This window comes from Brenneria roseae subsp. americana (assembly GCF_003115815.1).
GTDB classification, from domain to species: domain Bacteria; phylum Pseudomonadota; class Gammaproteobacteria; order Enterobacterales; family Enterobacteriaceae; genus Brenneria; species Brenneria roseae.
In genome coordinates this window covers 187,885-202,972 of the sequence record NZ_QDKJ01000001.1, presented here as the reverse complement: position 1 = coordinate 202,972, position 15,088 = coordinate 187,885, and the positions used below count along the sequence as shown (strand labels likewise).

At 51.5% G+C, this 15,088-nt stretch carries 12 protein-coding genes; 1 reads left to right on the top strand and 11 read right to left on the bottom strand.

All coding sequences use genetic code 11. The features are described 5' to 3' along the window. Position 1 precedes the first annotated feature (1 nt). From mraY to mraZ, 7 genes are read right to left on the bottom strand one after another with little or no spacing between them, the layout of a single operon-like run. Positions 2 to 1,084: a phospho-N-acetylmuramoyl-pentapeptide-transferase gene (gene mraY, locus B4923_RS00900; RefSeq protein WP_109052469.1), complete on the bottom strand. Its 1,083-nt coding sequence runs from the start codon at positions 1,082 to 1,084 to the stop codon at positions 2 to 4. After that, entirely contained in the window at positions 1,078 to 2,439 is a 1,362-nt protein-coding gene (gene murF / locus B4923_RS00895) for a UDP-N-acetylmuramoyl-tripeptide--D-alanyl-D-alanine ligase (RefSeq protein WP_109052468.1), read from the bottom strand. Before murF ends, mraY begins: the two co-directional genes overlap by 7 nt. Further along, positions 2,436 to 3,923, bottom strand: coding sequence for a UDP-N-acetylmuramoyl-L-alanyl-D-glutamate--2,6-diaminopimelate ligase (murE, locus tag B4923_RS00890; RefSeq protein ID WP_109052467.1), 1,488 nt, complete (start codon positions 3,921 to 3,923; stop codon positions 2,436 to 2,438). Before murE ends, murF begins: the two co-directional genes overlap by 4 nt. Further along, positions 3,910 to 5,673 (bottom strand): peptidoglycan glycosyltransferase FtsI, encoded by a 1,764-nt coding sequence (locus tag B4923_RS00885; protein WP_109052466.1) that lies wholly within the window; start codon positions 5,671 to 5,673, stop codon positions 3,910 to 3,912. Before B4923_RS00885 ends, murE begins: the two co-directional genes overlap by 14 nt. 25 nt (positions 5,674 to 5,698) lie before the next feature. Next, positions 5,699 to 6,019, bottom strand: a complete 321-nt coding sequence (gene ftsL / locus B4923_RS00880) for a cell division protein FtsL (RefSeq protein WP_109052465.1) — start codon at positions 6,017 to 6,019, stop codon at positions 5,699 to 5,701. Then, on the bottom strand, positions 6,016 to 6,957 hold the full coding sequence (gene rsmH, locus B4923_RS00875; protein WP_109052464.1) for a 16S rRNA (cytosine(1402)-N(4))-methyltransferase RsmH: 942 nt from the start codon (positions 6,955 to 6,957) through the stop codon (positions 6,016 to 6,018). Before rsmH ends, ftsL begins: the two co-directional genes overlap by 4 nt. Before the next feature lie 2 nt (positions 6,958 to 6,959). Further along, positions 6,960 to 7,418, bottom strand: coding sequence for a division/cell wall cluster transcriptional repressor MraZ (gene mraZ / locus B4923_RS00870; RefSeq protein WP_109052463.1), 459 nt, complete (start codon positions 7,416 to 7,418; stop codon positions 6,960 to 6,962). 891 nt (positions 7,419 to 8,309) lie between these two features. Between mraZ and B4923_RS00860 the strand changes: the two genes are divergently transcribed. Then, on the top strand, positions 8,310 to 8,750 hold the full coding sequence (locus B4923_RS00860) for an L-alanine exporter AlaE (RefSeq protein ID WP_109052461.1): 441 nt from the start codon (positions 8,310 to 8,312) through the stop codon (positions 8,748 to 8,750). A gap of 53 nt (positions 8,751 to 8,803) precedes the next feature. On the opposite strand, the gene cra is transcribed toward B4923_RS00860, so the two are convergent. The 4 genes from cra to B4923_RS00840 all read right to left on the bottom strand — a co-directional run bounded on the left by cra (position 8,804) and on the right by B4923_RS00840 (position 14,714). Next, positions 8,804 to 9,808: a catabolite repressor/activator gene (gene cra / locus B4923_RS00855; protein ID WP_109052460.1), complete on the bottom strand. Its 1,005-nt coding sequence runs from the start codon at positions 9,806 to 9,808 to the stop codon at positions 8,804 to 8,806. Between the two features lie 469 nt (positions 9,809 to 10,277). Next, complete coding sequence (gene ilvN / locus B4923_RS00850) at positions 10,278 to 10,769, bottom strand: acetolactate synthase small subunit (RefSeq protein ID WP_168709736.1); 492 nt, start codon at positions 10,767 to 10,769, stop codon at positions 10,278 to 10,280. Positions 10,770 to 10,771: 2 nt separating this feature from the next. After that, positions 10,772 to 12,490 (bottom strand): acetolactate synthase 3 large subunit, encoded by a 1,719-nt coding sequence (gene ilvI / locus B4923_RS00845; RefSeq protein ID WP_109052458.1) that lies wholly within the window; start codon positions 12,488 to 12,490, stop codon positions 10,772 to 10,774. A gap of 418 nt (positions 12,491 to 12,908) precedes the next feature. Further along, the gene (locus B4923_RS00840; protein WP_109052673.1) at positions 12,909 to 14,714 is read right to left on the bottom strand and encodes an AMP-dependent synthetase/ligase; all 1,806 of its coding nucleotides are present in this window, start codon (positions 14,712 to 14,714) and stop codon (positions 12,909 to 12,911) included. Positions 14,715 to 15,088 lie beyond the last annotated feature (374 nt).

The window sequence follows — 15,088 nt, the reverse complement described above, 5'->3', positions numbered from 1 at the left end:
TTTACCGTACCTTCAGTGTTGCCAGGCCAATCAGAACCAGCATCAACGAAATAATCCAGAAGCGCACGATCACGCGCGGCTCCGGCCAACCTTTAAGTTCATAGTGATGATGAATCGGCGCCATGCGGAAAATCCGCTGACCACGCAGCTTAAAGGACCCGACCTGCAAAATGACCGACAGCGTCTCGACAACAAACACGCCGCCCATGATGACCAGTAAAAATTCCTGACGCAGCAGGACCGCGATAGTGCCTAATGCGCCACCCAGCGCCAGAGAGCCGACATCCCCCATGAACACCTGTGCCGGATAAGTGTTAAACCACAGGAATCCAAGCCCTGCGCCGACAATCGCGGTACACACCACCACCAGTTCACTGGCATGGCGGATATACGGAATATGCAGATAGCCCGCAAAGTTCATGTTCCCGGTGGCCCAGGCGACCAGAGCAAACCCGGCGGCAACAAATACGGTTGGCATAATGGCCAGACCGTCCAGACCGTCAGTCAGGTTTACCGCGTTGCTGGTACCGACAATCACAAAATAGGCCAGCACGATATAGAGCAGCCCCAATTGGGGCATGATGTCTTTAAAGAACGGCACCACCAGCTGCGTGGCCGGCGTATCCTTACCAATCGAATACATGACAAAGGCGACCACCAACGCGATGACTGACTGCCAGAAATATTTCCAGCGTGCGATCAACCCTTTTGTGTCTTTACGTACCACTTTGCGATAGTCATCGACGAAACCGACCACGCCATATCCCACCAGAACAAACAGTACGCACCAGACATAGGGATTAGAGAGATTGACCCACATCAGCACCGAAATAATGATGGATGCCAGAATCATGACCCCACCCATGGTCGGCGTACCCCGTTTGCTGAAATGCGATTCCGGCCCTTCGTTACGAACGACCTGACCAATCTGCAAACGTTGTAGCCAGGCAATCAAATGCGGTCCCATCCATAGGGAAATAACCAATGCGGTCAGCAGGCTGACAATGGCGCGGAACGTCAAATAGGAAAAGACGTTAAAGCCGGAATAAAGTTTGACCAGATGCTCGGCCAGCCACACTAACATTTTGCATTCTCCTGTAATGCGTGTACTACCTGCTCCATCGCTGAACTGCGGGAGCCTTTGACCAGTACGCTGATAATTTTATGTTCAGACATCAGCCCGTTAAGACGAGAAATCAGTGCGGGTTTATCCTGAAAGTGCTCGCCATCACGACTGGCATGGCTAATCAGCTCACTCAGCGTTCCCACGCTCAATACTTTATCGATACCCGCCACCCGAGCGGCTTCGCCGACCTGACGGTGACATTCGGCGGCATCGTCACCCAGTTCACCCATATCGCCCACGACCATCACACGGTATCCCGGCATGTCCGAAAGAACCTGCGCGGCAGCGGTCATAGAGCCCACATTCGCGTTGTAACTGTCATCCAGCACTAACTTGCCATCGGCCAGCACAATCGGGAACAAACGCCCGGGAACGGCCTTAAGCTGTGCCAGTCCGGCTTTTACCGCTTCCAGCGTGGCGCCAACGGACATCGCCAGGGCGGTAGCGGCCAAGGCATTAGCCACGTTGTGACGCCCCGGTAACGGTAAGGTAATCTCTGCCTGCCCGAATGGGGTATGCAGATTGAACCGGGTACCCTGCGTTACGGAATGCACGTCACTGGCAAAAAAATCGATATCACTGCCAGCCTGTGAGGAAAAACGCCATACCGTTTTATGATTCAACAATGTCTGCCAGTGCGGAAAGTCATGGCTGTCTGCATTGATAATCGCCACACCATCGACAGAAAGCCCGGCAAAAATCTCCCCTTTTGCCTGTGCGACGCCGGCCAAAGAACCAAATCCTTCCAAATGCGCCGCCGCAAGGTTGTTAACCAATGCGCTTTCTGGACGCACCAGATCGGTGGTATAGGCAATCTCTCCAATATGGTTGGCGCCCAACTCAATCACGGCAAACTGATGTTCCGGCGTCAGACGTAATAACGTTAACGGCACGCCAATGTCATTATTAAAGTTGCCCGCGGTATAAAGCACATCGCCACACTGACGCAAAATGGCCGCCGTCATTTCCTTAACCGACGTTTTACCGGAAGAACCGGTTAACGCCACGACGCGGGCCTTCGACTGCGTTCTTACCCATGCTCCCAGCTTCCCTAATGCCAGACGAGTATCCTGCACCAGCAGTTGCGGAACTTCGACAGGTAAGCGCTTACTGACCAGTAGAGCCGACGCACCGTTTTTTACGGCGTCCGGGGCATAATCATGCGCATCAAACTTCTCGCCTTTTAACGCGACAAACAGGCACCCAGCGGACAATTTACGGGTATCTGTCGACACCTCGGCGATATCAATGCTATCGCCGATCAGCTGAGCGCTCAGCACGGAGGCTAGCTGTTGCAGGGAAACGCGAATCATACGATCACCCCCAGCAAACGAGCGACGGTAATGCGATCCGAGTAATCCAGACGGCGATTGCCAACCAGTTGGTAATCCTCATGCCCTTTACCCGCGATCAGCACAACGTCATTTTCTTTCGCTTGCATGATGGCGCTGGTCACCGCCTCGGCGCGACCGTGAATAACCTGAACGCGACCGGCATCCAGTAACCCCGTCAGAATATCCGCCACAATGGCCTGCGGCTCTTCGCTACGGGGATTGTCATCAGTGACGACGACCCGATCAGCCAGCTGTTCCGCGATCCCCCCCATCAGCGGGCGCTTACCTTTATCACGATCGCCACCACAGCCAAACACACACCATAATTGCCCCTGGCAATGTAAGCGCGCGGCTTCAAGCGCTTTTTCCAACGCATCCGGCGTGTGGGCATAATCCACCACCACCGTCGGTTTGCCTTCGGCATGGAACACTTCCATCCGGCCGCACACCGGCTGTAGTTGCGATCCGGCGGTAATCAACTGACTTAGCGGATACCCCAGAGACAACAGCGTCGCCAACGCCAGCAGCATGTTGCTGACATTGAATGCGCCCATCAGTTTGCTCTGAATTTCGCCCTGTCCCCAGCTTGAATCGAAACGGATGGTGGCGCCGTTGTCGTGATAATCGACATCAATCGCTTTCAGCCAGCGGCCACGACAGTCGGGAACCAGATTGTTTTCCATGGTAACGCTGACGGCATCAGGCAATTTTGCCAGCCAGCGACGTCCCACCTCATCATCCGCATTGATAATCATCTGCCCGACCTGGTGATCGGCAAACAGCGACCATTTGGCCGCCTCGTAGCTTTCCATATCACCGTGGTAATCAAGATGATCGCGGCTCAGATTGGTGAAGACGGCCGCCGCAAACGGTAATGCCGCGACCCGATGTTGAACCAGCCCATGAGAAGACACTTCCATCGCCGTGACGGTGGCGCCTTGTTCGGCCAATTGGCTTAATACCTGCTGTACGTCTACGGCGGAACCGGTGGTATTGGCTGTCGGCACAACGCGCCCCAGTAAACCATTCCCCACCGTTCCCATCACCGAACTGGTTTCCCCCAGCGCCTGACTCCACTGCGCCAGCAATTGTGTGGTGGTGGTTTTACCATTCGTACCGGTCACGCCGATTAGCTGCAATCGCTCCGCCGGCTGCTGGTAGAAACGCCCGGCCAGCGCCGAGAGACGCTGATTAAGATTGCTCAGATAAACCACGGGGACACCGTGCATTTCACGCACCGTGCCATCACGGATATCGCCTTCAGCCTCGGCAACGATTGCCGCCACACCTTGCGCAATTGCCTGCGGAATATAGCGTCGTCCGTCCGTTTTGTGGCCGACAACAGCAACAAACAGATCCCCGGCAGCCGCAGCGCGGCTGTCTAACGTCATTTCCCGCAACGCACACGCCGGCGTGTCTTGCACCCACGGCGCTAATAAATCGCGCAAATTACGATCTGCCACCTGGACCCTCTTTTCGGTTAATTACAAACTCGTTCTTGTCATCGGAGGGTAATGCATCAGGTTCTACGTTCATCGTACGTAAAACCCCTCCCATGATGGCGCCAAATATCGGGGCCGAAACCGCGCCGCCGTAATATTTTCCTGCCTGCGGATCGTTAATGACAACGACCAGAGCAAATCTTGGGTTACTGGCAGGCGCAACGCCTGCGGTGTAAGCAATGTACTTGTTGATATACTTGCCATCCGGGCCAACTTTTTTTGCCGTACCCGTTTTTATGGCGATTCGATAGCCTTTGATAGCGGCTTTTGTACCGCCGCCACCCGGCAGCGCCACACTTTCCATCATATGAACCACGGTCCGTACCAGCGCTTCGGGGAAGATACGTTCGCCGGCGACAGGTGGATCAACTTTGGTAATCGACAGCGGGCGATAAATGCCAAAACTGCCGATGGTGGCGTAGACTCGCGCTAACTGTAACGGTGTTACCATCAGCCCGTAGCCAAAAGAAAAGGTGGCCCTCTCTATGTCAGACCACCGTTGTTTTTGAGGATATAAGCCACTGCTTTCTCCGACCAACCCCAAATTGGTCGCTTTTCCCAATCCAAAACGAGAGTAAGTATCTACTAACGCAGAGGAAGGCATCGCCAACGCCAGCTTTGAAACGCCGACGTTACTCGACTTCTGTAAAACCCCCGTAAGGGTCAATTCGCTGTAGCGTGCTACGTCTTTGATTTCATGACCATTGACGTAATACGGCAAGGTATTGAGAACGCTGTTTTCTTTTATCACGCCACGCTGTAGCGCGGTCATGACCACCATCGGTTTGACGGTAGAACCCGGTTCAAAAATATCGGTAATGGCGCGGTTACGCATCACGTCTTTAGGCGTGCCAGACAGATTATTCGGGTTGTACGACGGGCTGTTCGCCATCGCCAGCACTTCACCGGTATTGACATCAACCAGCACTGCCGTACCGGATTCAGCCTTATTAAACGCGACAGCATTGTTCAACTCACGGTAGACCAATGCCTGTAGGCGCTCATCAATACTCAGCACCAGATTATGAGCCGCCTGACTGTCAACCGAGGAAATATCTTCAATCACCCGCCCAAACCGATCTTTACGCACCGTCCTTTCGCCCGGTTGCCCGGTAAGCCAGCGATCGAAACTTTTCTCAACCCCTTCAATACCCTGACTATCGATATTGGTAAAACCAATCAGATGGGAGGTCACCTGACCTGAGGGATAATAACGACGTGATTCCTGACGAAGATTAATGCCGGGTAGTTTCAGTTTATGGATATATTCGCCGATGGCGGGGTTAACCTGGCGGGCAAGGTAAACAAAGCGCCCTTTGGGATTGGCGTTAATCTTGGCGACCATCTGGTCAAGCGGGATTTCCAGTGCGTCGGACAGTGCTTTCCAGCGTGTATCCAGCGTGATACCGCCATGATCGTTTAATTCCTTCGGATCGGCCCAGACCGCATTGACTGGTACGCTCACCGCCAATGGACGACCGGCGCGATCGCTAATCATGCCGCGGGCCGTTGGCACTTCCTGTACCCGAAGAGACCGCATGTCGCCTTCACGAACCAATTGTTCAGGATTAATCACCTGAAGATAGGCGGCCCGCACCATCAGAGCAACCATCGCCAGCAGAATACAGCTACAAAGCAACGCAAAACGCCAGCTGACAAAGCTGGCTTGATCTTCCTGGCGCTTTAACTTTCCTGTACGGGCTGCTTTCATGCTGTATTTAGTTGCCTATTTTAGTTCATTGCTTAACCACAATATTTTCCTGTGACGGATCGACATGCCCCATTTGCAGTTTTTCCGTCGCGATCCGCTCTACGCGGCTATGATCCCCTAACGAGTTCTCTTCCAGAATCAGGTTGCGCCACTCAATATCCAGCGCATCACGCTCCAACAGTAATTGTTCACGTTCCGCCGTCAGCAAGCGCGTCTTGTGAGCCGTTGTCACGACAAACACCGCTGACACCAGAACCGCAATCATCAGCAACATGGGCAGCTTGGCATGACGAAGCAAATCGTCGCCGATAACGCCGACCAACCCATGACGCTCATTGCCTATCATGCTGGCAATCTCTCGGCAAACCGCAGAACAGAACTGCGCGCGCGTGGGTTTTCCGCGACTTCCTCAGCGGAAGGCATCATTTTTCCCACGGCCTTTAACGTTTGTCCGCCCTGGCTACGCAACTGTTCTTCCGTCAGCGGCATACCCGCCGGTACCTGAGGGCCACGGCTTTGATGACGGATGAAGCGTTTAACAATTCGGTCTTCCAGCGAATGGAAGCTAATCACGGACAAACGACCATGCGGCGCCAAGACGCTCAACGCGCCGTTCAATGCCTGCTCGATCTCTTCCAGTTCGCTGTTGATATAAATTCGGATCGCCTGAAAGCTGCGCGTCGCCGGATGCTTGTGTTTTTCACGAATCGGACTGGCGGCGGCAATCAGCTCAGCCAACGCTTTCGTCCGCGTCATGGGTTCTGTACGGTTACGCTCAACAATGGCGCGGGCAATCCGCTTGGCAAAACGCTCTTCACCGAAGGTTTTCAGTACCCAGGCAATATCATCGGCTTCCGCTTTCATCAGCCATTCGGCCGCGGACACCCCGCGGGTGGGATCCATACGCATATCCAGCGGGCCGTCGCGCATAAATGAAAAACCGCGCTCAGGATCGTCGAGCTGCGGCGAGGAAACGCCCAGATCCAGCAGAACACCGTCAACGCGCCCGGTCAGGTCACGCTCAGCCATATAATCCGCAAGCGCGGAAAAAGGGCCGTGAATAATAGAAAAACGGGGATCGTCTATCGCTTTGGCAGCTTCGATAGCTTGAGGATCGCGATCGATAGCCAGTAGACGTCCTTCCGGTCCCAATTGGGAAAGAATAAGGCGAGAGTGACCGCCACGGCCAAAAGTACCGTCTATATAGACACCGTTGCTGCGAATGTTCAGACCGTTAACAGCCTCATCAAGCAGTACGGTGGTATGTTTATAATTTTCCAGCATGTCTATAGTGATAAGTCCTGCAACCGCTCAGACAACGGTTCCTGAGTCGATTGTTCAGCATCGATATCTTCCCTGACCTGTTGATACCAGGTCTGTTCATCCCACAATTCAAACTTGTTGAACTGTCCGACCAGCATCACTTCTTTTTTCAGACCTGCGTGCTGCCGCAGCGTGTTGGCTAATAACAAACGCCCGGCGTTATCCATCTGACACTCACTGGCATGCCCCAGCAACAAACGCTGAACACGCCGTTCAGCCGGATTCATACTCGACAGACGAGAAAGCTTTTGTTCAATAATTTCCCATGCGGGCAAGGGATAAAGCAGCAGGCACGGCTGATGAAGATCAATGGTACAAACCATTTGACCTTGCGATTCCTCATTCAGCGTTTCCCGATAACGGGTTGGTACGGCAAGCCGCCCCTTGCTGTCGAGGTTAACCAGCGTAGCCCCACGAAACATGCGTGAATTACTCCTTCATAACCTTTTTCACCACTTTATCCCACAAATCCCCACATTGAAGAGTGTACGGAGGGTATTAAAACCTTGTCAAGCCAGAGCGGGCGTGCTTTGGAATTATTTCTATATGATTCTTGGCTGCCATGAGGGTAAAAAGAATAGCGGTGAAGAATTAATAAAGATTAACGTCATGAAAATTTAAGAGAAATTCGCTGATTAAATAAGATCGCTTAAAGATATAGCAATAATTTCATGCTGGCCGATTATTTTTCCTGTCACAGGATGATACCAAATATAAACCTTTCCAGAATAGTCTTAGTCAGCCTAAGGCCTTGCATCACAAGGCTTTCGCTTGGCATGCGCAATTATACCGCGGTTGTTAACATTTGCTCAACGTCACATATCTGACATTGTCATCATCGATTCTTTATTAATCAGTCGATTTACTTTAATTTACGTTTTCTAACGAGCTAAATCAGTCGGCAAAAAAGGAAACATCCATTTTGGCTGACACGGAATAAATAGCGCCGCTCATATCCGTTTTCGCGCCATCAAAAAGAGAATGGGTATAAACCCACCATTTTTTGCCAGCCATACCTCCCTTTCCTTAACGCTATTTTTCTAACCGCTACACCTGGCGGCGCAAGAACATCAACCATTTGTTAAACAACAACTTTTAACCAGGACAGCGCGGTAAATACGTAAAAAATTGGCGAATCGAATATAAAGTAGCGAAAAAGCTGACCACGAAGTCAAAAATAAAAATTTATAGCTACTTATTCATCCAATAAGCAGTGATGTACACTACGCATAACTTATAAAGCAAAAATAAAAACCTTTATTAAGCGTCATTACCTGATTTTTATCCTAGGCTTCGTTTCGGAGTGAACTGGTATGTTTTCCCCTACATCAAGATTGCGCAGTGCAACAGCAGATACCTTTGCATTAGTCGTGTATTGCTTCATCACCGGCATGGTGATCGAGATTGTGCTGTCCGGCATGAGTTTTGAACAGTCGCTTTCGTCAAGACTGCTATCTATTCCTGTCAATATTGCTATTGCCTGGCCCTATGGCATTTATCGCGATCGTATCCTGCATTTTGCCAGACACCACGGTTCAAACCACTTTATCGTGCGTAATCTGGCCGATCTGTTCGCCTATGTCAGTTTTCAGTCCCCGGTCTATGTTGCCATCCTCTGGACAATTGGCGCTGACTCATCGCAAATGCTGACTGCGGTTACCAGTAATGCAGTGATTTCAATGGTGATGGGCATCCTGTACGGATATTTTCTGGAATACTGCCGTCGGCTTTTCCGGGTAACCGTTTCAGGATAAAAGAAAAGCGCCATACATCATGATGTATGGCGCGATAAGAATAACAGCGGAATTTAGTGCCGGCTGAGTGAACCGCGACGATACAGATTACGTCGGATACGATTCAAGCCAGGCTTCGGTTTCTTCGGTTCATCCAGACTCGCCAGAACCAGCTCCAACACACGCTCGGCCACTTCTCGATGACGCTGAGCAACTGACAATACCGGGCATTCCAGATAATCCAGCAGCTCATTATCGCCAAAGGTCGCGATAGCCAGATTACTCGGTAAACGTCCGCTTTGTTTCAGCGTCACATCCATCACGCCCTGCAACAGCGGGAAAGCCGTGGTGAACAGCGCCTTCGGCATCGGATGATCTTTAAGATAGTCAGCAAACACCGCCGCTGCCGCTACGCGTTCATAGCTATTGGCATAAAGGTAATGAACCTCCCGGGGATCATCCGCCCACGCCTGACGAAATCCCTGTTCGCGCAGAAAACTGACGGAAAGCTCCGGTAATGCGCCAAGATACAGGACAGACTCTGCTGGTATTTTCCTGAGTTCTTGAGCCAGCATTTCGGCGTCTTCCAGATCGGCGCCCACCACACTGGTAAAATGCTCACGGTCCAACGCCCTGTCCAATGCAATAATCGGCAGGCTGTTATTCGCCCAGCGTTGATAGAACGGATGCTCAGGCGGCAACGCCGTGGAGACGATGATCGCATCAACCTGGCGTTGCAGCAGATGTTCGATGCAGCGCATTTCATTATCAGGTTGATCTTCAGAGCAGGCGATCAACAGTTGGTAGCCACGTTGCCGCGCCTGACGTTCCAGATAATTGGCAATTCGCGTATAGCTGGTATTTTCCAGATCCGGAATAACGAGCCCAATAGAACGCGTACGTCCGGCACGTAATCCAGCAGCAACAGCATTGGGATGATAATTGTACTTTCTAACCACAGCCATGACTTTCTCAACGGTCTTATCGCTGACGCGATATTGCTTGGCTTTCCCGTTAATCACATAGCTGGCGGTAGTGCGTGAAACACCCGCAAGACGCGCGATTTCATCCAGTTTCACGTTAACCCCTCAGTAAGCCGGATAAATAAAATAGCGATGACCATAAGCTCATCATGGATATCGCGTAGATCTAACAGCAGAAGTTGCCGAACGGCAACCGCTTTTATCATATCGCCTTCAGATTTCAAGCGCCGTGATGTTGGTTGAACCTGTACGTTCTCACCCTTTCCACGTGTTGAAATCTATTGGTATATACCCGTCATACTTCAAGTTGCATGTGCGTTGGCTGCGCTCAGTCACCCGAATCACTTACCTGAGTAAGCTCATCGGGATTAATGAGAGACATCCTGTCTCTCACCGAAGGCCAGCCGTTGGCTGTTCAAATTCGTTCCCGACGAAGTTGTCCTTCCCTTGCCGCCTTCCTGCAACTCGAATTATTTAGAGTATAGATAGGGTATCGCAGGAAAAAATTAAGAGGCTCGATATATATTATCGAGCCTCTTAAGAGAAAAAGCAGCGAAAAATAATATTAACGCATGATCTTATCGCCACGGGCGACGCCGACGATACCAGAACGCGCCACTTCCACGATTTCCGCCACTTCACGCACGGCGTTCAGGAACGCATCCAGTTTATCGCTGGTGCCGGCCAGTTGGACGGTGTACAGCGAAGACGTCACGTCAACAATCTGTCCGCGAAAAATATCAGTGCAACGTTTCACTTCCTCACGCCCGTATCCCGTTGCCTGTAATTTGACCAGCATGATTTCACGTTCGACGTGGGATCCCTGCACTAACTCACTGACACGCAGCACGTCCACCAATTTATGCAGTTGCTTCTCGATCTGCTCCAGCACCTTCTCATCACCAACGGTCTGAATCGTCATGCGCGATAACGTTGGATCGTCGGTAGGCGCAACCGTCAGGCTTTCAATGTTGTAGCCACGCTGTGAGAACAGACCGATAACACGTGACAATGCACCTGATTCATTTTCAAGTAATACTGATAAAATCCGACGCATGATCAGGTCCTCTCCGTTTTGCTAAGCCACATTTCATCCATTGCGCCACCGCGAATCTGCATAGGATAAACATGCTCACTGCTGTCGATCTTGACATCGACAAACACCAGGCGATTTTTCTGCGCCAGCGCCTGCGCCAATTTTTCTTCCAGTTCATCCGGCGTATTAATGGAAATACCGATATGTCCGTAAGCCTCGGCCAGCTTCACAAAATCCGGCAGAGATTCCATATAGGAGTTGGAGTGGCGGCCTGAATAAATCATATCCTGCCATTGCTTTACCATGCCCAGAAAACGGTTGTTCAGATTAACCACCACCACAGGCAAGTCATACTGCAACGCGGTAGACAGTTCCTGAATATTCATCTGGATACTGCCGTCGCCGGTCACGCAGATAACGGTTTCTTCCGGCAGAGCAAGTTTAATCCCCAACGCCGCGGGCAGACCGAACCCCATGGTTCCCAATCCACCGGAGTTCACCCAGCGGCGAGGCAAATCAAAGGGATAATAGAGCGCGGCAAACATCTGATGTTGGCCCACGTCTGATGCGATATACGCGTTACCGTCAGTCAGGCGGTACAGCGCTTCAATCACGGCCTGCGGCTTGATGCTGTCGCTTTCGGTGCTGTATTTCAGGCAATGCCGGGCACGCCATTGCTCAATGTTCTGCCACCAGTCACGCAGCGCGTCAAACTGCTGTCTGGTTTCATCCTGAGCCAGCAATTCGAGCATCAGACCCAGTACCTGTTTGGCGTCACCCACAATCGGAATATCCGCACTTACCGTTTTGGAAATTGATGCGGGATCGATATCGATGTGCAGAACGGTAGCATTAGGACAATATTTCGCCAGATTATTGGTCGTGCGATCGTCAAAACGCACGCCAACCGCAAAAATAACATCGGCGTGATGCATCGCCATATTGGCTTCATAAGTACCGTGCATACCCAGCATGCCGAGACATTGGCGATGCGTCCCCGGAAAACCGCCCAGCCCCATCAGTGAACAGGTAACGGGAATATTGAGCTTCTCGGCAAACGCCAGAAGTTCCTCGTGACAACCAGAATTGATGACCCCGCCGCCGCTGTAGATAACCGGTTTTTCAGCCGCCAGCAGCGTTTGCAATGCGCGGCGAATCTGCCCTTTATGTCCCTGAACCGTCGGGTTATAGGAACGCATGCTGACATGGTCGGGATAAACGTAAGGCAGTTTGTTGGCCGGATTCATCACATCCTTCGGCAAATCCACCACCACCGGACCAGGACGACCGCTGGACGCCAGATAAAACGCTTTCTTCAGTACCGTCGGTACATCTTCCGCCTGTTTGACCAGAAAACTGTGCTTCACGATCGGCCGGGAAATCCCCACCATGTCGCATTCCTGAAATGCATCGTAGCCAATCAGCGATGTCGCCACCTGACCGGACAGCACGACCATCGGAATTGAATCCATATAAGCAGTCGCAATACCGGTAATCGCATTGGTTGCACCGGGACCAGACGTTACCAGCACTACGCCGACGTCGCCCGTGGCACGCGCATAGCCATCGGCCATATGGACCGCACCCTGTTCGTGGCGCACCAAAATATGTTCAATGCCACCGACCGTATGCAGGGCATCGTAAATATCCAGCACGGCACCGCCGGGATAGCCGAACACATGTTTTACGCCCTGATCGATCAACGATCGAACCACCATCTCGGCGCCTGACAACATCTCCATGGGTTTGCCTCTTTTGTTCAGAAAGCGAATACGCTTCTGTATTGACAGGGGAAATCCCCGTACTCACATTGATTTAATACTGTTAACGTTTATGCCTGTCATCATGTCAGATTACAGGTGTATTGCCGCCCGCCGTCCGAAATCAGTCTGGCGCAAACCGCGCTTAATAGCGTGACATTTTAATAAAACGGGGCTTTAAATATAACTAATTACAATAACGCCAGATTCGGATGCAGGCAAACGGCAAAATCCGTTCTACTTTAAGGGGAAAACAGGGAATGAATCGCAGAAAGAACAAGAATTAAGATAAAACGCTGATGAGTGGCCTTCGGGCCTGAAAAATCTGCCACGAAGGCCATAAATTACAGAGTGAAATCTTGATGCCGAAAATTAACGATTCGGGTTCCGCAATACGGCCTCAGGACTCCGAATACATGGCGTCGATTTCCAACCGGTAGCGCTGATTAATCACCTTACGACGCAGTTTCAATGTTGGCGTAAGCTCGCCCTCCTCCATCGAAAACGGCACCGGCAGCAGAGTAAATTTTTTCACTTGTTCAACGCGGGATAACTCTTTTTGCATCTCGCGCAGGCGCTGCTCGAATAGTTCGATAATATGGCTGTGCCGCAGCAGTTCCAGACGATCGTGGTATTTCAGATTAACGGAGCGGGCATATTCTTCCAATGCTTCAAAGCAAGGAACAATCAAGGCAGAGACGTACTTGCGCGTATCTGCAATAATCGCGACCTGATCAATGAAGCGATCCTGTCCCAACGTCCCTTCCAGATGCTGCGGCGCGATATATTTTCCGCCTGAAGTCTTCATCAAATCTTTCAGACGTTCCGTGATGAACAGATTACCGTCCGCATCCAACTCACCGGCGTCACCGGTTTTGAGCCAGCCATCATCGGTAAAGACTTCAGCCGTTTCCTGTGGGCGATGAAAATAACCGCGCATCACCGTGGCGCCGCGCACCTGAATTTCGTTATCCACGCCGATACGAACGTCAATCTCCGGCAAGGGAGTCCCAATCGATCCTAAACGGAAATGCCGTTCTTCCCAGCAGGAAACCGTCGCACAGGTTTCCGTCATACCGTACCCGTATACGATACGTACGCCCATGGACAGGAAGAACTGGATGATATTGTCATCCAATCGTGCGCCGGCCGCCGGCATGAAACGGATCTGCCCGCCTAAAAGCTGGCGTAATTTGCCAAGAACCAGACGATCGGCATAACGATGCATGATGCTGCGCAGCATACCAGGACGTCTCCCCGCACGACGCATCAGACAAACGGCTTGTCCCTGAGCGATAGCCCAGCGGAACAGATGTTGGCGATACCAGGGCGCCTGTGCCACTTTTTCATGGACGGCGCTGTACACTTTCTCGTAGAAGCGAGGAACAGCACACATCATTGTCGGTTTAACCGCCTGCATGGCATCACGAACCAGATTGGTGTCACTGAGATACACATTCTGCGCACCGCTATGCATGATGAAAAAACTCCAGGCGCGTTCAAACACGTGGGATAACGGCAGGAAGCACAACGAACGGTCAACATCAGAGACGCTCAGGCGTCGCTCGTGGAGTTTAAGTTGCATCGCCATATTAGCGTAATCCAGCATCACGCCTTTGGGTTCACCCGTTGTGCCCGAGGTATAAATCAGCGTGAACAAATCACTGAGTTCGCGATTATCAATGCGGTTTTGCAGTTCGCTATGCCAGAACTCTTCCACAGCCTGAGATTCAAATTCACGCAGGGTAACGGCAATGTCGCAATCGCGTAAGTCCACACCATCTTCCATCACAATGATATTACGCAGTTGCGGACAGATGTCGCGTAACCCCAGCAGCGCATCGAACTGCGTCTGGCTACCGACAAAAATGGTGTGGATATCGGCATCATTAATGATAAATGCGGCCTGCGACGAGGTATTGGTGGCATAAATAGGCACGCTGATGGCTCGCAGGTGCAGCAGGGATAAATCGGCGAGCGCCCAGTTCATCGAATTGTGAGAGAAAATGGCGACGCTTTCCTGCACCTCCAGCCCCAATGCCAGTAACGAACTGGCAATCCGCCGGATGCGCTGGCCTGCCTGTGACCAGGTAAGCTGTTTCTCTTCGGCTGACGCCCATTCACGCAACGCGATGCGCCCAGAGCAATGCGCGATCTGATGTTGTACCCGGTGTACCATATGGTATGGCTGTAAAGGATTATTCATCTGTAAAAAACTATTGATCCAGAAAAGATGGATAGAGAAATGTGTCTGAAAAAATTTTAGCGTACAGCTGTACATTATTTTGGCTGCAGTCTACCGGTATGGTTTAAAACCGCAACGATCTTTCAGGCATAAATAGCGGGTCATCGATGGCTTACTTGACCCACGTCACACTAAACGAGTAGTTGACATACCCATAGAAATAAAGTACCAATAGTGCAATATCGAATTTCAGATGACGAGACATCATGTTCAATTTCACTTTCCTACTAGGCCTACTACTAAACGCATCTACGTTGCGCGGTATGCTGGTGGGTAAAATTCAGAACTGATTTCACGCCACCCAATAAAAACCCGCGCCGATGCGCGGGTTTTTT